This is a genomic window from Isoptericola variabilis, from assembly GCF_050311655.1.
In the GTDB taxonomy this organism is placed as follows: Bacteria; Actinomycetota; Actinomycetes; order Actinomycetales; family Cellulomonadaceae; genus Isoptericola; species Isoptericola variabilis.
In genome coordinates this window covers 56018-78204 of the sequence record NZ_JBNOZM010000011.1, presented here as the reverse complement: position 1 = coordinate 78204, position 22187 = coordinate 56018, and the positions used below count along the sequence as shown (strand labels likewise).

Here is a 22187-nt window from a genome sequence, read left to right as displayed (position 1 = left end):
CAGGCCTCGGGCAACCATGCCCCGCGCAGGTGCCGGCGGTGGTTTCATGAGCGATGACCCGCACAAGGACGTGCGGAACCTGCCCAGAGGGGAAATCGCCCATGCTCCGTGCACGACGCAGAGCCACCATCCTCCTGAGCGGCGCGGGTGCGCTGCTCCTGACCGCCGCTGCCGCCGTACCCGCCGGCGCGGCCGCCGACCCGGACAACCTTCCGGGCGACGAGACCATCACCCTCCCGATCAACGACAGCGCCGCCGGCGGCACGTACGACCAGGACTTCGACCGCGCGTACTCGGGCGCGACGCCGGACGGCACGCCCGTGTACGTCTACGTGCCCGCGGGCACGCCGCTCGACGGCAGCGCCCCGACCGGGGTGGACAGCCTCGACCCGTCGTTCGACCACGCGCCGGACGACGAGTTCGAGCCGTGCGGTGAGCTCACCGCCGAGGACTTCACCCTCACCCAGGCGCAGATCGACTTCCTCGGCGACGAGCTGTCGAACCAGATCGTCGCCGTGGACGAGGAGCACTACGGCGAGATGGACGCGGCCGACCCGGCCCAGCCCGCGACGGACTCCCTGGTCATGGTCGTCTACAACGTCCAGGACGAGCTCTACTACGACTGCGAGCAGACCTCGTACACGGCCGGGTACTTCGCGCCCGACTTCATCGACTCGGTGGGCATGAACGCCATCGTGATCGACGCCTTCGACTGGCAGAACCGGCTCGGCGGCGCCGACGCGCCGTGGAACGACGACGACCCCGACAACGACCAGCCCGAGCTGTACGAGGGCGTCGTGGCGCACGAGCTGGAGCACCTGCTGCACAACTACTCCGACCCGGGCGAGCTGTCCTGGGTGGACGAGGGCCTCGCCGACTTCGCCGTCTTCCTCAACGGGTACGACGTCGGCGGCTCGCACCTCACCTACCACCAGGTGTTCTACGCCGAGACGTCGCTGACCCGCTGGGCCGGCGGGCTGGAGAACTACGGCGCCGCGTACACGTTCTTCCAGTACCTGTGGGAGCGCGCGGGCGGCAACGGTGACGGCACCTACACGCCCGACCTCACGTACGACGGCGCCGGCGGGGACCTGCTGATCCAGCAGATCTTCGCGAACCAGGCCGACGGCATGGACGGCGTGCAGGCGGCCCTCGACGAGTTCAACGCGGCCACCGGAGCCGACCTGCCGGACGTGGCGACGCTCTACCAGGACTGGGCCGTGGCCGTGTACCTCGACGACGAGGACAGCGACCTGTTCGACATCAAGGCCGTCGACTTCGGGGACCCGGCCTTCACGGACTGGACGATCGACATCGCGGACGACCAGTACTGGGAGGGCCGCGGCGCCAACCAGGGCGCCCAGCCGGACGCCAAGTGGGACCGGCGCGCGAACGGCCAGTCGCCCGTCGCCCTGCCCTACGGCATCCAGGTGGAGAGGTTCCGCAACCCGGGGCCGCGCGTCACCGTGGGGCTGGACGGCGAGGACACCTCCGAGGTGGCGCCGCACACCGGCGACACCCACTGGTACGGCGGGTACGAGAGCCAGTCGGACAACGTGCTCGACGTCGACACCGACGGCGCCGTGTCGAGCCTCGACTTCTGGACCTGGCACTTCATCGAGGAGGGCTGGGACTACGGCTTCGTCGAGGCGCAGGTGGGCGGCGAGTGGGTCACCGTGCCGCTCGTCGACGACGCGGGCACCACGGTCACGTCGGACGACGACCCGCACGGCAACAACACGGAGGGCAACGGCCTGACGGGCACGTCCGGCGGCGCGTACTTCGTGGACGAGCCGCAGTACGTGCACCTCACGGCCCAGCTGCCGGCGGGTGCCACCGACGTCCGGTTCCGCTACTCCACCGACGCGGCGTACCTCGACACCGGCTGGTTCGTGGACGACGTCGTCGTCGACGGCGGCGCCGCGGCGGTCTCGTCGGAGGCCGGGCAGTGGGTCGAGACCACCGGCGTCCAGGACAACAACTGGACCGTGCAGGTGGTCGCGTCGTGCGACCTCACCCCGGGCGTGACGGACTCGTTCGAGATCACGGACGGGGCGGGCAACTTCGTCTACCGGCTCACGGGTGACGAGATCTCCCAGACCGGCTTCGTGACGAAGTGCGCCAACGGCAACCAGCGCGACTTCGCGACGCTGGTGTCCAACCTGCCGACCGGCGACCTGACGTTCCTCGACGCCGGGTACGACCTGTCGGTGCGCAAGACGAAGTAGGCGCGGGCACCCGCGCAGCGGCGCGGACGAGGCGGGTACGGTGTCGGCCATGACCGACGTCACACCCGCCTCGTTCGCGCCCGGCCTCACCACCGACGACCTCGCCGGGACGGTGCCGGACCCCCGGACCGCGCCGGCCGTGCGCTGGGGCGTGCTCGGCGCCGGCAACATCGCCGGGTCGTTCTCCGACGGCGTCCGCGAGCACACCGCGGCGTCCGTCGTCGCCGTCGGCTCGCGCGACCTCGCGAAGGCGGAGGCGTTCGCGGCGGCCCACGCCCCGGGGGCGCGGGCGCACGGCGACTACGACGCCCTGGTGACGGACCCCGACGTGGACGTCGTGTACGTCGCGACGCCGCACAGCCACCACCACGAGCACGCGCTGCTGGCGATCCGGGCGGGCAAGCACGTGCTCGTCGAGAAGGCCTTCACCCAGGACGCGGCGCAGGCGCGCGAGGTGCTCGACGCCGCGCGCGAGGCCGGCGTCTTCGTCATGGAGGCGATGTGGACGCGGTTCCTGCCGCACGTCGCGGCCCTGCGCGGCGTGATCGCGCGCGGCGAGATCGGTCGCGTGGTCGGCGTCATCGCGGACCACGGCCAGCAGTTCCCCTTCGACCCGGCCCACCGCCTCTACGCGCCGACGCTGGCCGGCGGCGCGCTGCTGGACCTCGGCGTCTACCCCGTCTCCTTCGCCCACGACCTGCTCGGCGCGCCCGAGACCGTCACCGCCGTCGGGGCGCTCACCGACACGGGCGTGGACGGCCAGATCGGCATGGTGCTCGGCTACCCGGGCGGCACGCAGGCCACGCTGTCCACCACGCTGTGGGCGCGCACCGCCAACACGGCCGTGATCTCGGGCACCGAGGGGCGCATCGAGGTGGCGCGCACGTTCTACGCGCCGACGTCGTTCACGGTCGAGCGGCACGACGGCGCGACCTGGACGTACGACGGCTTCCGCGGCGAGGGCAAGCAGTACCAGGCCGCCGAGACGGCGCGCCGGATCGCGGCGGGGGACGTCGAGAGCCCGCGCATGTCGTGGGACGGCACGCTCGAGGTCATGCGCACGATGGACGACGTCCGTCGTCAGGTGGGCGTCGTCTACCCGGGGGAGTGACGCCGGGCCCGGCGGGACCGGTCAGCGCACCTCGCCGGGCACGAGCCGACGCCCGGAGACGTCGCTGGGCGTGATGCGGATCCACACGGTCTTGCCGTCATCGACGTAGGTGACGAGCCCCGTCGCGCGGGCCTCGTCCAGGTCGGCGTCGCGCTCCAGGACCTGCGCGCGGCCCTTGACCACGACGCTCCACGCCGCGTCGTCGCCGAGCTCATCGGCCTCGAACGCGACCCGGGGGCTGATCGTCACCTCGGCGAGCTTGGTGCCGGGCTTGGTGCGCAGGAAGATGCGCTGGCCCGAGACCGCGAAGCTGACGGGGAAGATCTCCGGCTCGCCGGCCACCGACGTGGCGAGCCGGCCGAGCTTCTGACCTGCGAGCAGCTCCCAGCTCTCCTCCTCGGTGAGCACGGTCTGGGACGGGAGAGACGGGGTGGACATCGAACCTCCTGCAGGGGTGTCGGTCGCGGGTCTTCGTGCCTCCATCGTCTCTCCGAGCAGCCGAGCCCGCCCCTGCGGACGGGTGTGTGAGTGGTCACGGATAGGGTGTCCGGAGTGAGCAGCGCACCCGGGTACTTCGTCTCGTTCGAGGGCGGCGACGGCGCCGGCAAGTCCACGCACGTGCGCCTGCTGGGCGACTGGCTGCACGAGGTCACCGGGCGTGAGGTGGTCGTGACGCGGGAGCCTGGGGGCACCGAGCTGGGCGTCACGCTGCGCCGGGAGGTGCTGCACGGCGAGGACCTGGACCCGCGCACCGAGGCGCTCCTGTACGCGGCGGACCGCGCCCACCACGTCGCGACGGTGGTGCGGCCGGCGCTCGAGCGCGGGGCCGTCGTCGTGACCGACCGCTACCTCGACTCCTCCGTGGCGTACCAGGCCGGGGGCAGGGAGCTGTCCGAGGAGGAGATCGAGGCGCTGTCCCTCTGGGCCACGGCCGACCTGCTGCCCGACGTCACGGTGCTGCTGGACCTCGACCCGCTGGTCGGGGCCGCCCGGCTGTCGGGCGAGCCGGACCGGCTGGAGCGGGCGGGCGACGAGTTCCACCGCCGCACGCGCGAGACGTTCCTGCGCCGGGCCGCGGCCGACCCCGAGCGCTGGGTCGTCGTGGACGCCTCCGTGAGCCTGGACGACGTGCAGGCGCAGGTGCGCGTCGACGTCGCCGCCCGCCTCGACCTCACCCCCGTGGTCGAGGAAGCCGCGGCGGTGCGGGACACGTCCGGGGAGGGCCTCGAGTGAGCGTGTGGGACGACGTCGTCGGACAGCCGGACGCCGTCGCGACCCTGCGCCGCGCGGCCACCGACCCGGCCGCGATGACGCACGCGTGGCTGCTCACCGGCCCGCCCGGCTCGGGCCGGTCGGTCGCGGCGCGGGCGTTCGCGGCGGCGCTGCAGTGCGACGGTCCGCAGGACGGCACGCCGCCTGTACCACGAGGTTCGAGAAGCGGCGGTGGGTGTGGTGAGTGTCAGGCGTGCACGACGACGCTGGCGGGCACGCACCCCGACCTCACCGTCGTCGCCACGGACAAGGTCGTCATCACCATCGACGAGGTGCGCGACCTCATCATGACCGCGGCGCGCACGCCGTCGTCGGGCCGCTACCGCGTGATCGTCGTGGAGGACGCGGACCGGATGGCGGAGCGCACCACCAACGTGCTGCTCAAGGCCATCGAGGAGCCCCCGCCGCACACCGTCTGGGTGCTGTGCGCGCCGAGCGCGCAGGACGTGCTGCCCACCATCCGGTCCCGCTGCCGGGGCGTCGTGCTGCGCGTGCCGCCGGCCCAGGACGTCGCGGACCTGCTGGTGCGCCGCGACGGCATCGACCCGGCGCTCGCGCTCACGGCGGCACGCGCCGCGCAGTCGCACGTCGGGCTCGCCCGCCGGCTCGCGCGGGACGCCGACGCGCGCGAGCGGCGCGACGCCGTGCTCGAGATCGCGCGGCGCATCCGCGGCGTCGGCGACGCCGTCCTCGCGGCGGGGGAGCTGGTGGACGTCGCGAAGGCCGAGGCCCTGGCGGCCACGGCCGAGCGCGACGCGGTCGAGAAGGCGGAGCTGATGCGCGCCCTCGGCGTGCAGGAGGGCGACACCCTGCCGCCCCGGCTGCGCTCGCAGCTCAAGCAGCTCGAGGACGACCAGAAGCGGCGCGCCACGCGCCGCCAGCGCGACGTGCTGGACCGGTCGATGGTGGACCTGCTGTCGCTGTACCGGGACGTGCTCGTGGTGCAGCTGGGCGCCACGGTCGACCTCGTGAACGCCGAGCACGACGGCGCGGTGCGCGCGCTCGCCGCCGACTCGACCCCCGAGCAGACGATCCGCCGGATGGACGCGATCGGCGTCGCGCGCGAGCGGCTCGAGGGCAACGTGGCGCCGCTCCTGGCGCTCGAGGCGATGGCCGTGGCGCTCCGCCCGCAGGGGTGACCGCCCCGCGCGTGTATCAGCGGTGACAGTTGCCTCATCACCCCTTCATGCGGTGAGGTGTTCCGCGGCGGGGGCCATGGTGGCCCCTCGACCAGACTGGGGGTTGGCATGAGGATCCTGCTGCTCGTCTCGGCGTTCAACGGGCTCACACAGCGCGTGTGGGGGTACCTGGCGGACCGGGGCCACGACGTGGGCGTCGAGCTGGCGCCGGCGTTCGGCTCGCCGGAGGAGCTCACGGCGCGCGTCGAGGAGATCGGCCCGGACCTGATCCTCGCGCCGTTCCTCAAGCACCGGGTGCCCGAGGACGTCTGGCGGCGCTGGACCACCGTCGTCGTGCACCCCGGCCCGGTGGGGGACCGCGGTCCCTCCTCCCTGGACCACGCCATCCTCGACGGCCGCGACCGCTGGGGCGTGACCGCCCTGTCCACCGTGGAGGAGATGGACGCGGGCCCCGTGTGGGCGACGTCGACGTTCGCGCTGCCCGAGACCCCGATCGCCAAGAGCGCCCTGTACAACGGGCTCGTGGCCGACGCCGCGCTGGCGTGCGTCGAGGAGGTGCTGCGCAAGGTCGCGGCGGGCGAGGAGCCGACGCCCGCCGACCGCCTCGAGCGGGAGGTGCCGGGCACCGGCGAGCTGCCGCTGCTGCGCCGGGTCGCGTTCGAGCTCGACCTGACCCGCCCCGCCGCCGAGCTGGCGCGCACGATCGCCGCCGCCGACGGCGCGCCGGGCGCCCCCGTGACCCTGCAGGGTGCGCGGTTCTGCCTCTTCGACGCGGTCGCCGTCCCCGAGCCCGTGAACGCCGACGCCGAGCCCGGCACCCTCGTGGGCCGCGACGAGGACGCCGTGGCGATCGCCACCGGCGACGGCACCCTGTGGGTCGGGTACGCCGCCACGCTGGCCGAGAAGCGCGGCGTCAAGCTGCCCGCGGCGTGGGTGCTCGACGTCGCCGGGGTGCCGTTCCGCCCCGCGCCCGCCGCGCTGGCGGAGTCCGTCTACGAGCGCGACGGGGACGTCGGCTACCTGACGATCCGGTCGTACAGCGGGGCCATGCACACCCAGCAGTGCCGCCGCCTCACGACCGCGGTCGAGAAGGCCCTGACGGAGGACACGCGGGTGCTCGTGGTGCGCGGCACGGAGCACGCGTTCTCCAACGGCATCCACCTGGGCGCGATCGAGGCCGCAGCCGACCCGGCCGCGGAGGCGTGGGACAACATCCGCGCCATCGACGACCTGTGCGAGGCGATCGCCGCGGCCGACCAGCTCACCGTCGCCGCCTTCACGGCGAACGCGGGGGCGGGCGGCGTCATGGCCGGGCTGTGCGCGGACGTCGTCGTCGCGCGCGACGGCGTGGTCCTCAACCCCTACTACGACATGGGCATCTTCGGCTCCGAGCTGCACACGTGGACGGTCGCGTCCCGGCTGGGCGAGGTCGACGCCGACCGGCTGCTCAGCGCCAAGCTGCCGGTGTCGGTCGCGGAGGCGGCGCGCGTGGGCCTCGTGGACGCCGTCGGCCCGCGCGACCCGGAGCGGTTCGCCGGGTGGCTGGCCGACCGTGCTGCCGCGCTCACGACGCCCGAGGGCCGGGCGGAGGCCGTCGCCGCCGCCGAGGTGCGCGCGCCGCGCCGTCCGCTGTCGTACTACCGCACGATCGAGCTCGCGGAGATGGCGCGCGACCTCTTCGACGACCGGCGCGGCTTCGCCGCCAAGCGGCGCGACTTCCTGCGCAAGGCGGCCCCGCTGGAGACGCCGGAGCGGTTGCGTTTCGCGGACGTCCGCGAGACGGTCGCCGGGTGACCGACCGCGCGTTCCGTGCCCTCCGCGGCCCGCTGCTCGCGGGCGCCGCGGCCGCCCTCGCCGTGCTCGTGACGGCCTGCGCGTCCGGCGGTGCGCCCGGCGGCGGGGCGTCGTCGGGGACCTCCTCGTCGGCGCCGCCGTCGCCGTCGTCGAGCCCGTCCGACAGCCCGTCGACGAGCCCCGCACCCACCGGCGACGCCGCGGCCCCGGCGCCGGGGGAGCACGTGCGCGGCCTGCCCGCCGGCGCGGAGGGGACGTTCGACAGCCCCGCCGGGGCCGCGTGGTCGCCGGACGCCGGCGTGCTGCTGGTCGTGACGTACGGGTCGAGCTCGTGCCCCCTGCTGGCCGAGGCGCGGGCGGACTGGGACGACACGGGCGAGACCCTCGACGTCGGCATGGTGGAACCGGACCCCGGCCGCGCGTGCACCATGGACTACGCGCCGACGACGAGCGCCGTCGCCGTCCCGGCCGACGCCGACGCCGGGACCCCCGTGACGGTGCGGCTCGGCGACCTCGGCGAGGTCGAGGTGGCGCCGCGCGCGACGGACGGCGAGGCGGGTCCGGTCGCCTGGGTGCCGGCCGCGGGCTGACCGCGTCGGGGAGGGACCCGCGACGACGGTAGGTTGGGCGGGTGATTTCCGACGAGCGCCGCCCGACCGCCCGCCGCACGACCTCCAGCAGCCCGAGTCTCCGCCGTTCGAGCGTGCGCCGGCCGGGCCTGCGCGGCGCCGTCGTCGCCGTCGTCGCCGCCGGGGCCGTGCTGCTCGCCGGGTGCACGGCGCCGGCCAAGGAGCAGTCGCCGGTGGGCTCGGCGTCCGGGCCGGCCGCGTCGCAGGCCCCGGAGGGCTTCGAGCAGTACTACGGGCAGGCGCTCGAGTGGGAGGACTGCGAGGACGGCCTCCAGTGCGCGACGGCGTCGGCGCCGCTGTCCTGGCAGGACGCGGAGGCGGGCAGCATCGAGCTGTCGCTGGTGCGCAACCCGGCCGACGGCAAGGTCCCGGAGGGCTCGCTGCTGGTGAACCCCGGCGGGCCGGGCGCGTCCGGCGTGGACTTCGTGCGCAGCGACGCCCAGGGCGACGGGTCGGTCTTCGGCAAGAGGCTGCAGGACGCGTTCGACATCGTCGGATTCGACCCGCGGGGCGTGCAGCGCTCGACGCCGGTGACCTGCTTCGACGACGCCCGCAAGGGCGAGTCGCTCGCCAAGGACTTCGACCGCAGCACCGACGCGGGCCTCCAGGCGATGGCGGACGAGTACGAGGCGTGGAACGCGGCGTGCGCCGAGAACTCGGGCGAGGTGCTCGGCCACGTGGACACGCAGAGCGCGGCCCGCGACATGGACATGCTGCGCGCGGTGCTGGGCGACGACGCCCTGCACTACCTCGGCTTCTCGTACGGCACCCAGCTCGGCGCCACCTATGCGGGGCTGTTCCCGGACCGTGCCGGCCGCCTGGTGCTCGACGGCGCCATCGACACCTCGCTCAGCTCGGAGGAGATCTCCCACGGGCAGGCCGTCGGCTTCGAGAACGCGCTGCGCGCCTACGTGAAGGACTGCCAGGCGGGCGCGGGCTGCCCGCTGAGCGGGTCGGTGGACGACGGGATGCGGCAGATCCGGCAGGTGCTGGACCACGCCTACGAGCGGCCCTACCCCACCTCGACCTCCGACCGCACGGTCACGCAGAGCCTCGCGTTCTACGGCATCGCGGTCACGCTCTACAACCAGGGCAGCTGGCCCGCCCTCACGCAGGGCCTGGACGAGGCGATCAACCAGGGCACGGGCGACGTGCTGCTCTACCTGTCCGACCAGTACTTCGACAGGAACGCCGACGGCAGCTACTCCTCGAACTCCGAGGAGGCGATGCGCGCCGTGAGCTGCCTCGACGACCGCGCCACGACCGACGTCGAGCAGATGCGGGCCGACGCCGCCGCCATCGAGGAGGACGCGCCCACGATGGGCTCGTTCTTCGGCTACGGCGGGCTGACGTGCGCCGGTGCGGAGTACCCCCAGGTGGAGCAGGAGTTCGACCTGAACGCGAAGGGCGCGCCGCCGATCCTCGTCGTCGGCACCACCAACGACCCGGCCACCCCGTACGTGTGGGCCGAGGGGCTGGCGGACACGCTGGACTCCGGCGTGCTGCTCACCTACGAGGGCGAGGGGCACACGGCCTACCAGCCGTCCCGGACGTGCGTGGCGGACGCCGTCGAGTCCTACCTCGTGGACGGCGACGTGCCGGCCGACGGCACCACCTGCTGAGGGTCGGGGTCAGGCCGCGACCTCGGCGGGGCGCCTCGCGCGCACCCAGTGCCGCAGCGCGAGCACGCCCAGCACGGAGATGACGACGAGCCCGACGACGTAGAACACGGTGGACCAGGTGGAGGCGTTGTCCGCCGCGACCGGCAGCAGCTGGCCGTAGGCGAGCTCGTAGTGCACCCCGCCCGTGACCTTGAGGGCGAGGTAGGCGGAGATGAAGCCCATCGAGTCCCACAGGGCGTGCAGCGCGACCACCGTGAGGTAGGCGAGCAGGACGCCGCCTGTGAAGCGGTACCTGCCTGCCGCCGACGCCGCGCCGAAGATCGCCGCGCCCAGGATCGCCGTCCACAGCACGTGCCCGACGGGCGTCAGCAGGCCGCGCACCGCCTCCGTCTGCAGCAGGGCGTTGAGGTCGATCTGCCCCAGGCGGGTGAGGCTCGCGTTGAACGCGTACCCCGCCGACTCGAAGGCCGCGAACCCGGCGCCGACCGTCGCGCCGAGCAGGGCGCCCTTGAGCCCCGTCTTCTCGGCCACCCGCGCCCCCACCACGAGGAACACCGCGATCTTCACGGCCTCCTCGATCGCGCCCACGCCCACGTAGATCCACAGCGACGGCGACAGGTGCGACTCGAGGATCGACGCGCCCAGCACGCCGAAGATGCCGCCGAAGAAGAACGCGCCCAGCAGCAGCATGATGTCGATCGAGCCGTGCGCCTTCTCCACGACGAACAGCACCACGCTGAACGGGACGAGGAAGCTGCCCAGCAGGATCACCGTCGGGATGAGGTTCGAGTTCTGCGTGCTGAACGTCACGGCGGCGGTGACGGCCCACAGCAGGATGCCGAGGACGAGCGTCTTCCACCACCACCCTCGGCCCGTGGTGATGACCGTGCTCTGCGACGTGGAGGGGTGCATGAGCACGAGTATGCGGAGGTCAGCGTGGCCTGTCGCGCGGAAGCCGGGCCTCCCGGCGTCCGCGTTTTGGAGCAGGGCCCGCGCGTCAGGTACTGTAGGCGCGCTCGTTGATCCGGTTCCACGCCGGTGCACGGCACGCCGCCTTAGCTCAGTCGGTAGAGCGATTCACTCGTAATGAATAGGTCATCAGTTCGATTCTGATAGGCGGCTCACCTCACGAAGGCCCGGAACCTCGCGGTTCCGGGCCTTCGTCGTTCCCGCGGCGGTCAGCGCACGGGCGCGCTGCTGCGGCCCTGCGCCCGGCCGCTGAGCTCGGCGTCGAGGGTCTCCTGCGCGACGCGCATCTGCTCGGCGTACTCCGGCTGCTGCAGGCGCTGCCAGACGACGTCGTCGGGCACGTCCTCGACGTGGCTCACGACCCACCAGACGTTGCCGAACGGGTCCTTGATGCGGCCGCCGCGCTGACCGAAGGCGCTGTCGGAGAGGTCGGTGACGACGTGCGCGCCCGTCGCGAGGGCCTTCGCGAACGTCGCGTCGGCGTCGGGCACGAAGACGCGCAGCAGGCTGGGCATGGCGGGCCACTCGGGCCGGCGGTCGAACGCGAGCACGACGGTGTCGCCCACGCGGGTCTCGCCGTGGCCGATCGAGCCGTCCTCGGTGGCGACCCGGCCGATCTCCTCGCCGTCGAACACCTCCGTGACGAAGTCGAGGAAGGCGCCGGTGTCGTCGGTGACGACCCACGGGGCGACGCTCGTGTAGCCCTCCGGGGCGGTGCTCTGACGTGCGGTCATGGTGGTCTCCCGTCGCGGTGCGTGTGCTGACACGCTCACGGTAGGGACGAAAGAGGACCGTTCCTGTCCGCGATCGAGGAGAGGATGTCGCCATGACCGGACCCACCTCGCGCGTCCTCGCCCTGCTGTCGCTGCTCCAGACCGCCCGCTCGTGGTCGGGCCGCGAGCTGGCGCAGCGTCTCGAGGTCACCCCGCGCACCGTCCGCCGCGACGTCGACCGGCTGCGCGAGCTGGGCTACCCCGTCGAGGCCGCGCTCGGCGCCCACGGCGGGTACCACCTGGTGTCGGGCACCTCGATGCCGCCCCTGCTCCTGGAGGACGACGAAGCCGTCGCCGTCGCGCTCGGGCTGCGCACGGTCGCCGCGCAGGGCCTCCCGGGCCTCGAGGACGCCGGGGTCCGCGCGCTGGCCAAGCTGAGCCGGTCGCTGCCGTCCCGGCTCCGGCACCGGGTGCGGACGCTCGGCGCGAGCGCCATGACCTGGGAGCGCCCGGCCGGAGGACCCGTGGACCCCGACGTCCTCACCGTGCTGGCCGGGGCCGCGGCGAACCGCGAGCGGGTCCGCCTGACCTACGAGTCCCGCGACGGCCGGCGCGGGCCGCGGCACGTCGAGCCGCAGCAGCTCGTCGCCGTCCGGCGACGCTGGTACCTGGTGGCGTTCGACGTCGACCGGGACGACTGGCGGACGTTCCGCGCCGACCGGGTCAGTGACCCCCGCGCCACCGGGGCGCGGTCGCGCCACGAGCTGCAGCCCGCCGACGTCCCCGCGCACCTGGAGCAGGCGGAGGCCGCGATGGCGCCGACGTGGCGGGCCGACGTGACCCTGCGCCTGCCCCTCGACGTCGCCCGGGAACGCCTGGGCGATCATCTCGGCGACGGCACGCTCGTGCCCGACGGCGACGGCACGCGATGGCGCAGCACCCCCGACACGGTCGAGTGGCTCGCGCTGCGGCTGCTGGCGGCCGGGTGCGGCTTCGTCGTGCACGGGCCGCCCGAGCTGCGCGCGCACCTCGACGCCGTCCACGAGCGGACGCGGCCACCGGGCACTTGAGGCACGGCCGGCACGCTCGCGCCGTGACCTCAGACCTGGCCGCGCGACGACGTCGGCCGGTAGGCGGTGCCCAGGCCGCCGGAGATGGTGGCGAACAGGCCGGCGACGGCGCCGCCCACGGCGGTGACGGTCTGGGCGGACCCGGGGGCCACCGCGGCGGTGATGGTGGACGCGGCGGTGGCGAGCGCGCCGACCACGAGGGCCACCACGTACGCGTACGTGCGCAGGCGCGGCGACACCGTGGCGTGGCCGGTCGGGCCGACGACCACCGGCGGCTCCGTCGCGGCGGGGGCGGGCGTCGGGACCGTCGCGGCGGAGGTCGGGGCAGCCGTCGTCGGGGTGGTGACGGATGCGTCGATCGCGGACATCGATCGTCTCCTCGTGGTGCGTCGGGCCGGGCGTACCGGCCCCTGCTTGGAACGACGTGCGTGGCGGCGGTCTGATACCGCGCGCCGGGGCACCACGTCGTGCTCGCCGACATCGAGGCCGGGAACACCGCGTCCGTCCGGCTGCACGGGTCCCGCGGGTTCACCCGCGCCGGTGCTCCTGCGACACGGTCGGAGGGAATCCGGACGACTCGTGCTGTCCGGTGTGCCGCCACCACATCGTGAGCACCGCCTCGGCCGGCGCCCCGCCCAGGGCGCGGTACCCGTGCCGGGAGCCTGCCGTCCACCGCAGGGCCTCGCCGACGCCGAGCTCGACGGCGGCGTCGAGAGGGCCGACCTCGGCCCGGCCGCGGGTGACCAGCAGGTGCTCGGTCACGTGGGCGCCGTGCGCCTCCGAGCGGTGCATCGGGCCGGGGTCGAGGCGGAGCGCGAAGACCTCCACCGTGACGTCGTCCTCCTGCGTGGCCGCCAGCAGCCGGGTGTGGATGCCGGGGGCGGACACCTCGGCCCCCGCCTGCTCGGCGAGCAGCCACGACATCGGGACGTCGAGGGCGCCGGCGAGGGCGTAGAGGGTGGAGAGGTTCGGGTTGCGGGAGCCGGCCTCGATCTCCGACAGCGAGCCCTTGCCGATCCCTGCGGCCCGGGCGAGAGCCCCCAGGGAGAGGGATCGGACGGCGCGCGCGGAGGTGAGGCGCTCGCCGATGAGCGCCGAGAGCTCGGTGGATCGCATGCCGCCCAGCCTAGTGTTCTGTTTGCGGAACGTTGCGGTGCGGGCCTACCGTTCCGTTCGTGGAACGTTCCCTCGCGCAGCCCGTCGGCGTCGGGATCGTCGCCGCCCTGGTCGGCTTCACCAGCTCGTTCGCCGTGGTGGTCGCGGGCCTGACGGCAGTCGGAGCCACGGCGCAGGAGGCGGCGTCCGGCCTCCTCGTGCTGTGCGTCGTCCAGGGGATCGGGATGATCTGGCTGAGTCGCCGCCATCGCGCGCCCCTGACGCTGGCGTGGTCCACGCCCGGCGCGGCCGTGCTCGCGAGCGCGGGCGCGGTCGCCGGCGGGTGGCCGGCCGCCGTCGGGGCGTTCGTCGTGTGCGGCGCCCTGATCGGGCTCACCGCAGCATGGCCCGCGCTCGGCCGGCTCGTGGCCGCCATCCCCGTGCCCGTGGCCCAGGCCATGCTCGCCGGGGTGCTGCTCTCGCTGTGCCTGCAGCCGCTCGTCGCGGTCACGACGGCCCCGCTGCTCGTCGGCCCGGTGATCGCGCTGTGGCTCCTCCTCGCACGGCTCGCGCCGCGGTGGGCCACGCCGGCCGCCTTCGGGCTCGCCGTCGTCCTGGTCCTGGTGGTCGTCGTCACCGGGGGCGGGACGCTGGGCCTGCGGCCGCCCGCCCTCGTGCTGACGGCGCCCGAGCTGACGCTGCCCGCGGTCGTGGGGCTCGCCCTCCCGCTGTACGTCGTGACGATGGCGTCGCAGAACGTGCCGGGGGTCAGCGTCCTGGCCTCGTTCGGCTACGCGGTTCCCTGGCGGGAGACGCTGCTGGTCACCGGGGCCGGCACGGTGGTGGGGGCGTTCGCCGGCGGCCACGCCGTCAACCTCGCCGCGATCACCGCGGCGCTCCCGGCGTCGGCCGAGGCACACCCCGACCCGCGACGTCGTTGGGTCGCGACGCAGAGCGCCGGATGGGCCTATCTGGTGCTCGCTGGCCTGTCGCCGCTGGTCACGGCGCTCGTCGCCGCGGCGCCGGCGGGGGTGTTCGAGGCGGTCGCGGGCCTCGCGCTGCTCACCACCCTCGGCGCCGCGCTCGCCGCGGCCCTCCGCGACGAGTCCTACCGGGTCGCGGCGACGGCTACGTTCCTCACGGCGGCCAGCCCCGTCGTCGTGCTCGGCGTCGGGTCGGCCTTCTGGGCGCTGGTCGTGGGCCTGGTGGCCTGGGCGCTGCTCACCCCGTGGTCGCCGCGCGGCGAGCGGGATGCTGGCGGCGCGGCCGCCGGAGGACGACAGTGGTGGTCATGGCGAGCAACGAGGTGAAGTTCAAGATCGACGTCCCCACCGAGCTGGAGGGAGGGGTCCCGGCGGACTTCGCGTCGCTGTGGCACACGTCGACGTCGTTCGTCATCGACTTCGTCGCGGCGACGAAGCCGCCGCAGCCGGTGACCGACCCGGACTCGGGGGCGGTCACCGGCCGCGTGGTGCCGGGAAGGGTCGTCTCGCGGGTGCGCATCCCGCCGCAGCAGGTGTTCGAGCTGGCGCGGGCGCTCACCCAGCAGCTCGACGCGTGGGAGCGCGAGACGGGGCAGAAGACGGGGGAGTGATCCTCAGAGCGCGCGCTCGGGCCGGGCGAGGATGCCCGGCACGAGGCGGGCGCTGAGCGCCGCGGCGCCGCGGACGGCGAGGAACCCGAGCGCGAACACGGCCAGCGCGGTGACGATCGCGACCGGGTTGACGAAGACCGCCATCCCGACCAGCGGGAACAGCAGCACCGCCGCGCACAGCGCCGAGCCGCCCGCCACCATCCACAGTGCCGACATCACGGCGCGCCGCGAGGCCTCGCTCATCACGTCCCGCGGCACGCCGAGGCGGTCGAGCGAGACGTGCACCGCCGCGCGGTCGAGGGTCGACGCCGCCTGGTTGATGCCCACCGAGCACGCGACCATGAGGAACGACACCGCTACGGTGACGAGGACGCCGGTCGAGACGTCCTGCATGAGCCACCGCTCGCTCGCATCCATCCCGTCGGTCGAGGTCATGCTGGTCATCGCGAGGCCGACGGCCCCGAAGACGCCGACGAAGCTGGTCATCGCCACGCCGCTCACCTGCCGCCAGGCCGCCTTCGGGTCCTCGAGCACCATGCGCGCGGCCAGCAGTCGCGGCACGGTCTGCGCCCTGCGCGCCTGGCGCCGCGCCCGCACGCGCACGAACCACGGGCCCAGGGCGTCGAGGGCGAGCAGCATCCCCCCGAAGATCGCGGCCAGCGTGGCGATGATCGCGACGATCCCGCCCATCTCCCCGAGCACGCCCAGCACCTGCATGAGGAGGAGGCCGACGACGAGCACGCCGACCGCGATCACGACGCGCACCCAGTGCGCGGTGCCTGCCTTCTGCCGGGTCCGCACGCCCAGCGGCGTCACGACCACGGCGCGCAGCCCGACGACGGCGCTCGCGGCGGCGAGCAGCGCGACGCCGATCACGGCGAGCGGCAGCCACCACCACGGCACCCACATCTGCGCGCCGAGCGCCTCGCCGCGGAAGTGCAGCAGCCCCACGAGGGGAGCCAGCACCGCGTAGAGCACGACGCCGAGGACCGCACCGACCAGCGCGGTCACGGCCGCCTCGAGCACGGTGAGCGCGGTGATCGTGCCCGTCGTCGCGCCGAGCAGGCGCAGCGACGCGAGCCGCTCGTCGCGCCGTCGGGCGGCGAGGCGGGCGGCGGACGCGCCCACCGTGGCGAGGGGCACGAGCAGCAGCACGACGGCGATGACGGCGAGCGACTCGTAGGTCGAGGCCAGCTCGTCGTCCCAGCCGAAGAAGGCCTGGGCGCCGCCCAGCACGACGAGCAGCAGCGCGGTGACGACGGCGAAGCTCGCCACGGGCAGGCCGGTGGCCAGCCGGTCGCCGCCGCCCCGCCGCCGGAACAGCGGGGCGAGGGCGACGGCGGTCGCGAGCGGCCCCGGTCGGGCGCCCGGCACGGCTGCCGGAGCCGGGGCGGGGGCGGCGGTCATCGCGACACCTCGGCGGCGGGCGCGGCCGTGCCGGAGGCGGCGGCCGGAGACGCCGTGTCCGAGACGACGCGGCCGTCGCGCAGGACGACGGTGCGGGCGCAGCGGCGCGCGACGTCGGCGTCGTGCGTGACGACGACGAGCGTGCGGCCCTGCGTGGTGGCCGACAGCAGCAGGTCCAGCACCTCGACGGAGGTGGCGGAGTCCAGGGCGCCGGTGGGCTCGTCCGCGAAGATCAGGCGGGCGCCGGTGACCTGGGCCCGCGCGATCGCGACGCGCTGCGCCTGGCCGCCCGACAGCTCGCCGAGCCGCCGCTGCTCGAGGCCGGCGAGGCCCAGGTACTGCAGCCACTGCGCGGCCTCCGCCTCGGCCTGGCCGCGCGGCACCCCGCCGAGCATCCGCGCCACCGCCACGTTCTCCAGCGCGGTGAGCTCGTCGAGCAGCAGGCCCTGCTGGAACACGAAGCCGAGCTCCTCGCGCCGCAGCCGCGACCGGGCGGCGTCGTCGAGCGACTCGACCCGGACCGGCCCCTGGGCCGACGCGAACGTCACGGCCCCGCCGGTCGGCCGCAGGATGCCGGCCAGGCAGTGGAGCAGCGTCGTCTTGCCGGAGCCGGACGCGCCCATGATCGCCACGGACTCGCCCGCGGCGATGTCGAGGTCCACGCCGTCCAGGGCGGGCGTGACCCCGCCGGGGTACTGCATCGTCAGTCCGCGCGCGCTCAGCAGAGGTGTCATGACACCTACCCTCGCGCGGCCCCGGGGGCGCCGCGTCGGACCACGAGCGGATTCCTCCGGGACGCGGGTCCCCCTGGGGTATGACCCGCGTGCGGCGGGGCTCCGGGGCACCCCGGAGGTCAGGCGGCGCGGGCGGCCCGGGCCGCGGTGGCGAGGTCCACCACCAGCGCGGCGAACGCGTCGTCCCATCCGGAGCGGTCGCGCAGCCGCAGCAGGGCCGACGGGTGCGTGGTCACCACGACGGACGCGCCGGGGAAGGCCCCGCCGTCGGGAGTGTCCAGGACCCGGCCGCGCAGCTCCCCGACGCGAGCCGGGGCGCCCAGGACGGCGCGGGCGGCGGTCGCGCCGAGGGCGACGACCACGCGCGGCCGCACGGCCCCCAGCTCGGCCTCCAGCCACGGCAGGCAGGCGCGCACGTGCGCGACGGCGGGCGTCCTGTGCAGCCGGCGCTTCCCGCGCTCGGGCAGCTCGACGTGCCGGAAGTGCTTGACGGCGTTGGTGAGGTAGACCGCGCCCGCGTCGAGCCCGGCGGCGTCGAGCGCGTCGGCGAGCACCCCTCCCGCGGGCCCGACGAACGGCTCGCCCTCGCGGTCCTCGCGGTCGCCGGGCTGCTCGCCGACGAGGGCGACGTCGGCGTCCGGCGGTCCGGCGGAGAACACCACCTGCGTGGCGTCGCGCCACAGCTCGCAGCCCCGACAGGCGTGCGCGGCCTGTTCGAGCTCCTCGACGCCGGCGTCGTCGGGCACCCAGCGCGCGGCGCCGGGACGCTCGGGGGAGCGGGGCACGAGCACCTCCGGGTGGTGGGCGACGGGGTACGGCCAGGATGCCGGGGCGGCCGGATGCTCGCCGGACGGGCCCGGGGCCGCGTCGCGCCTCGGGCGGTGCTCAGGTGGCGTGCTCGACGCAGCGCGTCGTGGTGGGCCGGGCCTCGAGCCGTGCGGCGGGAATGGGGCGGCCGCAGACCTCGCAGCGGCCGTAGGTGCCCGCGGCCAGCCGGTCGAGGGCGGCCTGCACCGCGGCCCGCTCCTCGGCGACCCGGGAGTCTCGGGCCGCCGCCTGCTGACGGGCCCACGCGAGGTCGGCGCGCCGCGGGTCGCACTCGTCGTCGGACCGCCCGGCCTCGGGCACGTCCGCGATCGTCGTCGCGGTGAGCTCCCGCCCCTCGTCCAGCTCGGCGAGGCGACGGCGAAGCCGGGTCTCGATGCCCTCCATCCCTCGAGCGTCGCGCACCTCGCGCTGCTCGCGCGCCGGGCCGGCGCCCCACGGGACCGCGCCTCGCCTAGGCTTTCTCGCATGGCATGGAGCTTCGGTCGTCGTCGGCCCACCACGTACCTGCTGGGCGAGCCGGTGGACCCGTACCCCGCCCAGGCGCCGGAGGCGGCGCGCGGCCGCGTGCTGCGGATCACCGAGATCGGCGAGCCGGTGCTGCACACGCCCGCCGCGACCGTGGAGGAGTTCTCCACCCCGGAGCTCGCGCGCCTGATCGACGACATGTTCGCCACGATGGAGAACGCCGAGGGCGTGGGGCTGGCGGCGCCGCAGGTCGGCGTCGGGCTCCGGCTGTTCGTCTACGACGTCACCGACGAGCGCGGCGACCGGCACGTGGGGCACGTCGTCAACCCTGTGCTCGAGGTCGACGACGACGCCGACCCGGAGATCGAGGACGAGGGCTGTCTGTCCGTGCCCGGCGCCTACGAGCCGCTGGAGCGGCCCGGCGCCGCCACCGTGCGGGGCGTCGACCAGCACGGCGGCCCCGTGCAGCTCTCCGGCCGCGGGTTCCTCGCGCGGGCCTTCATCCACGAGACGCAGCACCTCGACGGCACCCTGTACTGGGACCACCTCGCGCCCGACCTGCAGGCCGACGCCCTGCGCCAGCGCGACGAGGAGCGGGCCGACATCCTCGCCGGGCGCCGCGAGCTCGCCGTCGAGCTGGGCAAGAAGCCCGCCGAGTACCCCGAGAAGCCGGCGGGCGGCCGCTGAGCGACCGCCCGCCGGCGCCGGTTCAGCCCAGCATCCCCGGGGCGAGGGAGAAGAACTCCTTGACGCCGTCGTCGAGGCTGGTCGTGCCGAAGCCGATGTCCTGCGCGATGCGGGTGAACTCGACCTCCACGGCACCCGCGCCCTCGGGCGGCGGCGGGGGAGTGTCGCCCGCCACCGCGGAGAGCTGCTCCCAGTAGTCGAGGATCTGCCGGTCCAGGCCCTCCGGCTCCAGCGCGTCGATCGCGGGCTGCGAGATCGGGGCGCCGCGGGACAGCCCGAACTCCCTGCTCACCTCGGGGTCGTTGGCGATGAAGTCGATGAACTTCGCCGCCTCCTCGGGGTGCTCCGTGTTCGCCGACATCGACAGCTCCAGCGACGGCTTGAGGTACAGGCCGCGGTCGCCCGTGTCGTCGGCCGGGGGCAGCGTCATCGCGAACTCGCCGCCCGCGCTGCCCTCGGAGAAGCGCACCAGGAAGTTGTAGAAGCTCAGCTCGCTCGCCGTGACGCCCGAGCCCAGCACGTCCGCGCCGTTGAGCTGCTCCTGCCGCTTCGGGTCGATGAACCCGTCGTCGGCGAACAGCGGCGTCGCCCGCCCCCACCAGGCCGTGAGGTCGGCCTCCGTGAAGCCGAGCGCACCGTCCTCGGTGTAGAGGGACTTGCCCTGCTGGGCGAGCCAGATCTCGAACACCGTCCAGATCTGGGTGTACTGCGTGGACCCGCTCACCTGCGGGTCGTGGTCCGCGCCGGCCTTGCCGACCTGGGACAGGACGGCGTCGTACTCGTCCCACGTGAGGTCGCCGTCGGGCACGTCGACGCCCAGGTCCTCGAACAGGCCGGTGTTGAAGAAGTTCGCGATGCCGCCGGTGCTGGTCGGGATGCCGACGAGCCTGCCGTCCACCTTCGCCGCCGGCATGACGCTCTCCGGGAACGTCGAGATGTCGATCGTGCCGTCCTCGACGAACTCGTCGAGCGCGGCGACCTGACCGGTGCCGCCGTACTGCGACAGGTAGGTGACGTCCATCTGGAACACGTCCGGGAGGCTGCCGCTCGCGGCCTCCGTGTTCCGGGACGTCCAGTAGTCCGCGAACGACGCGTACGACGACTGGATCGTGACGTGCGGGTTCTTCTCCTCGTACAGGTCGATCGCCTTCTCGTACCGCTCGGCGCGGGACGCGTCGCCCCACCAGGCGAACGTGAGGGTGACGTCCTCCGCGCCGCCGCCCGACCCGTCGCCGCCGCTGCAGGCGCCGAGCGCGGCGACGGCGCCGACGGCGAGGAACGCGACGCCGGAGCGTCGGAGCTTTCTCGTGGACATGAGGGCCTCCTTGCACACATGTGCCGTCGGTCGACGGTCGTGACGCGACAGATGCTGGCAGGAGGACGCGCGCACCGAGCGGGAGCGGACAAAAGCGCGCATCGGTGGACATGCGCGCGAGGGAGCGCGTCAGGGGGTGCGGGTCAGAGCGCGCGGGCCCAGTCGGCGACGGCGGCCGCGACGTCGTCGTCCTTGCCGCGCACGTCGTGCGCGCCGGGCAGGGTGACGGTCGTGACGGGGCCCGGGATCGCGGCGGCGTGCGCGGCCAGCTCGTCGGGGCTGCCGAACGGGTCGCGGTCGCCGGACACGAAGAGCACCGGCACGGCGATGTCGGGGAAGTGCTCGACCCGCAGCTTCTCGGGCTTGCCCGGCGGGTGCAGCGGGTAGCTGAGCAGCACCAGCCCCGCGGCGGGCAGGCCCGCGGCCACCGCCATCGAGCACATCCGCCCGCCGTACGACCTGCCGCCCAGCAGCAGCGCGTCGGTCGTGACGCCGAGCGTCCCGGCGAACCGCTCGGCCTCGGCGCGCAGGTGCGCGACGGCGACCGGCGGCCGGTCCGGCATCCGCTTGCCCGCCAGCCGGTAGGGGAAGTCCACGCGCTCGGTGGGCAGCGGCGGGTCGAGCGCGGCAAGCCGCTGCTCCACCGCCACGAGCGTGTGGTGGTCGCGGCTCGCGCCCGCGCCGGGCGTGAGGATCAGCCCTCGGGGCGTCGTGGAGTCGGGCACGGCGTCGGGCGGGGTGTCGGGCACCCGACCAGTGTGTCGCAAGCCGCGGGTACGGTCCGGGGATGGACGCGACCGAGCCGAACATCGACGCCGACAGCATCGAGCCGGGGAGCTCCGTGCAGGGCGAGGACTGGTACGGCCGGGACCTCTCCGGCCGCACCTTCGAGCGGGTGGAGCTCGTGGAGGTGGACCTCACGGAGGTGACGGCCACCGGCGCCACGTTCGTGGAGTGCACGTTCCGCGGGGTGCGGTTCAACGCGTCGGCGTGGCGCGACTCCGCGTTCACGGGGTGCACGTTCAGCCGCGCCAACCTGTTCGACGCGTCGTTCGAGGGGTGCAAGCTCGTGGGCTCCCGCTTCGACGACTGCCGCTTCGACCTGCTGCGCGCGGAGCGAGGGGACTGGTCGTTCGTGACGCTGCGCCGGGCGGCGCTGGACGGCGTCCACCTCGAGGGGCTGCGGATGCGCGAGGCGGACCTCGACGGGGCGCGGCTGTCCGGGGCCACGGTGATCGGGGTGGACCTGTCCGGCGCGGAGCTCGGCGACGTCGACCTGCGCGGCGCCGTCCTGCGGGGCACGGACCTGTCGGCGCTGGACCCGCGTGCGGCGCGCCTGACCGGCGCGGTGGTCGACCCCGCCCAGGCGGTCGTCCTCGCCGAGTCGCTGGGGCTCGTCGTCACGCCCTGAGGTCCCCTGGTCCTGGCCGGCGCGTGGGCCTCGTCACACCGCCCACCCCTTCGTCCAGGTCATGGCGCCGTTCTCCGCGCGGACGTCGCGGACGTCACTTCGGT

General features: G+C 74.5%; 23 protein-coding genes and 1 tRNA gene. 13 read left to right on the top strand and 11 right to left on the bottom strand.

Annotated elements, in window-relative coordinates:
- The first annotated feature begins 101 nt into the window (after positions 1-101).
- Together ACQP60_RS20280 and ACQP60_RS20275 are read left to right on the top strand one after the other, a co-directional pair.
- Positions 102-2228, top strand: a complete 2127-nt coding sequence (locus tag ACQP60_RS20280; RefSeq protein ID WP_429736337.1) for a hypothetical protein — start codon at positions 102-104, stop codon at positions 2226-2228.
- Between the two features lie 49 nt (positions 2229-2277).
- Positions 2278-3339 carry a Gfo/Idh/MocA family protein gene (locus tag ACQP60_RS20275; protein WP_429736335.1) on the top strand — a complete coding sequence of 354 codons (1062 nt, stop codon included), beginning with the start codon at positions 2278-2280 and terminating at the stop codon, positions 3337-3339.
- A gap of 21 nt (positions 3340-3360) precedes the next feature.
- On the opposite strand, the gene ACQP60_RS20270 is transcribed toward ACQP60_RS20275, so the two are convergent.
- A complete protein-coding gene (locus ACQP60_RS20270) occupies positions 3361-3777 on the bottom strand; it encodes a pyridoxamine 5'-phosphate oxidase family protein (RefSeq protein WP_429736333.1) in 417 nt (138 codons plus the stop codon).
- 114 nt (positions 3778-3891) lie between these two features.
- Between ACQP60_RS20270 and tmk the strand changes: the two genes are divergently transcribed.
- The 5 genes from tmk (at position 3892) to ACQP60_RS20245 (ending at position 9795) form a co-directional block, all read left to right on the top strand.
- Positions 3892-4572, top strand: coding sequence for a dTMP kinase (gene tmk / locus ACQP60_RS20265; protein WP_429736331.1), 681 nt, complete (start codon positions 3892-3894; stop codon positions 4570-4572).
- Complete coding sequence (locus ACQP60_RS20260; protein ID WP_429736329.1) at positions 4569-5750, top strand: DNA polymerase III subunit delta'; 1182 nt, start codon at positions 4569-4571, stop codon at positions 5748-5750. Before tmk ends, ACQP60_RS20260 begins: the two co-directional genes overlap by 4 nt.
- A gap of 108 nt (positions 5751-5858) precedes the next feature.
- Positions 5859-7544, top strand: coding sequence for an enoyl-CoA hydratase-related protein (locus ACQP60_RS20255; protein WP_429736327.1), 1686 nt, complete (start codon positions 5859-5861; stop codon positions 7542-7544).
- A complete protein-coding gene (locus tag ACQP60_RS20250; RefSeq protein ID WP_429736325.1) occupies positions 7541-8134 on the top strand; it encodes a hypothetical protein in 594 nt (197 codons plus the stop codon). The genes ACQP60_RS20255 and ACQP60_RS20250 overlap by 4 nt, the downstream gene beginning before the upstream one ends.
- 41 nt (positions 8135-8175) lie before the next feature.
- Positions 8176-9795 (top strand): alpha/beta hydrolase, encoded by a 1620-nt coding sequence (locus ACQP60_RS20245; protein ID WP_429736323.1) that lies wholly within the window; start codon positions 8176-8178, stop codon positions 9793-9795.
- A gap of 9 nt (positions 9796-9804) precedes the next feature.
- Here the strand turns inward: ACQP60_RS20245 and ACQP60_RS20240 are convergent, their stop codons facing one another.
- The gene (locus ACQP60_RS20240) at positions 9805-10707 is read right to left on the bottom strand and encodes a PrsW family glutamic-type intramembrane protease (protein ID WP_429736321.1); all 903 of its coding nucleotides are present in this window, start codon (positions 10705-10707) and stop codon (positions 9805-9807) included.
- Positions 10708-10844: 137 nt separating this feature from the next.
- Between ACQP60_RS20240 and ACQP60_RS20235 the strand changes: the two genes are divergently transcribed.
- A tRNA-Thr gene (locus ACQP60_RS20235) sits at positions 10845-10917 on the top strand.
- Positions 10918-10973: 56 nt separating this feature from the next.
- Here the strand turns inward: ACQP60_RS20235 and ACQP60_RS20230 are convergent.
- Positions 10974-11498, bottom strand: coding sequence for a VOC family protein (locus ACQP60_RS20230; RefSeq protein WP_429736319.1), 525 nt, complete (start codon positions 11496-11498; stop codon positions 10974-10976).
- A gap of 92 nt (positions 11499-11590) precedes the next feature.
- Here ACQP60_RS20230 and ACQP60_RS20225 point away from each other — a divergent pair, with 92 nt between their 5' ends.
- On the top strand, positions 11591-12547 hold the full coding sequence (locus ACQP60_RS20225; protein ID WP_429736317.1) for a helix-turn-helix transcriptional regulator: 957 nt from the start codon (positions 11591-11593) through the stop codon (positions 12545-12547).
- 29 nt (positions 12548-12576) lie between these two features.
- Here the strand turns inward: ACQP60_RS20225 and ACQP60_RS20220 are convergent, their stop codons facing one another.
- On the bottom strand, positions 12577-12915 hold the full coding sequence (locus tag ACQP60_RS20220) for a hypothetical protein (RefSeq protein ID WP_429736315.1): 339 nt from the start codon (positions 12913-12915) through the stop codon (positions 12577-12579).
- A gap of 160 nt (positions 12916-13075) precedes the next feature.
- Positions 13076-13663: a helix-turn-helix domain-containing protein gene (locus ACQP60_RS20215; RefSeq protein WP_429736313.1), complete on the bottom strand. Its 588-nt coding sequence runs from the start codon at positions 13661-13663 to the stop codon at positions 13076-13078.
- Between the two features lie 59 nt (positions 13664-13722).
- Between ACQP60_RS20215 and ACQP60_RS20210 the strand changes: the two genes are divergently transcribed.
- Together ACQP60_RS20210 and ACQP60_RS20205 are read left to right on the top strand one after the other, a co-directional pair.
- Positions 13723-14952, top strand: a complete 1230-nt coding sequence (locus ACQP60_RS20210) for a benzoate/H(+) symporter BenE family transporter (protein ID WP_429736311.1) — start codon at positions 13723-13725, stop codon at positions 14950-14952.
- Positions 14934-15236 carry a DUF3467 domain-containing protein gene (locus ACQP60_RS20205; protein ID WP_429736309.1) on the top strand — a complete coding sequence of 101 codons (303 nt, stop codon included), beginning with the start codon at positions 14934-14936 and terminating at the stop codon, positions 15234-15236. The genes ACQP60_RS20210 and ACQP60_RS20205 overlap by 19 nt, the downstream gene beginning before the upstream one ends.
- A gap of 3 nt (positions 15237-15239) precedes the next feature.
- On the opposite strand, the gene ACQP60_RS20200 is transcribed toward ACQP60_RS20205, so the two are convergent.
- The 4 genes from ACQP60_RS20200 to ACQP60_RS20185 all read right to left on the bottom strand — a co-directional run bounded on the left by ACQP60_RS20200 (position 15240) and on the right by ACQP60_RS20185 (position 18589).
- Positions 15240-16643, bottom strand: coding sequence for an FtsX-like permease family protein (locus ACQP60_RS20200; protein WP_429736307.1), 1404 nt, complete (start codon positions 16641-16643; stop codon positions 15240-15242).
- Entirely contained in the window at positions 16640-17377 is a 738-nt protein-coding gene (locus tag ACQP60_RS20195) for an ABC transporter ATP-binding protein (RefSeq protein ID WP_429736305.1), read from the bottom strand. The genes ACQP60_RS20200 and ACQP60_RS20195 overlap by 4 nt, the downstream gene beginning before the upstream one ends.
- 119 nt (positions 17378-17496) lie before the next feature.
- A complete protein-coding gene (locus ACQP60_RS20190; RefSeq protein WP_429736303.1) occupies positions 17497-18162 on the bottom strand; it encodes a UdgX family uracil-DNA binding protein in 666 nt (221 codons plus the stop codon).
- A gap of 100 nt (positions 18163-18262) precedes the next feature.
- Entirely contained in the window at positions 18263-18589 is a 327-nt protein-coding gene (locus ACQP60_RS20185) for a TraR/DksA family transcriptional regulator (protein ID WP_429736301.1), read from the bottom strand.
- Between the two features lie 81 nt (positions 18590-18670).
- On the opposite strand from ACQP60_RS20185, the gene def reads away from it, so the two are divergent.
- Entirely contained in the window at positions 18671-19357 is a 687-nt protein-coding gene (def, locus tag ACQP60_RS20180; RefSeq protein WP_429736299.1) for a peptide deformylase, read from the top strand.
- Between the two features lie 22 nt (positions 19358-19379).
- Here def and ACQP60_RS20175 read toward each other — a convergent pair whose 3' ends face one another.
- Together ACQP60_RS20175 and ACQP60_RS20170 are read right to left on the bottom strand one after the other, a co-directional pair.
- Positions 19380-20672 (bottom strand): ABC transporter substrate-binding protein, encoded by a 1293-nt coding sequence (locus ACQP60_RS20175; protein ID WP_429736297.1) that lies wholly within the window; start codon positions 20670-20672, stop codon positions 19380-19382.
- Positions 20673-20815: 143 nt separating this feature from the next.
- Positions 20816-21421 (bottom strand): alpha/beta hydrolase family protein, encoded by a 606-nt coding sequence (locus ACQP60_RS20170; RefSeq protein WP_429736295.1) that lies wholly within the window; start codon positions 21419-21421, stop codon positions 20816-20818.
- Between the two features lie 38 nt (positions 21422-21459).
- On the opposite strand from ACQP60_RS20170, the gene ACQP60_RS20165 reads away from it, so the two are divergent.
- Entirely contained in the window at positions 21460-22083 is a 624-nt protein-coding gene (locus ACQP60_RS20165; RefSeq protein ID WP_429736293.1) for a pentapeptide repeat-containing protein, read from the top strand.
- The last annotated feature ends 104 nt before the right edge of the window (positions 22084-22187 follow it).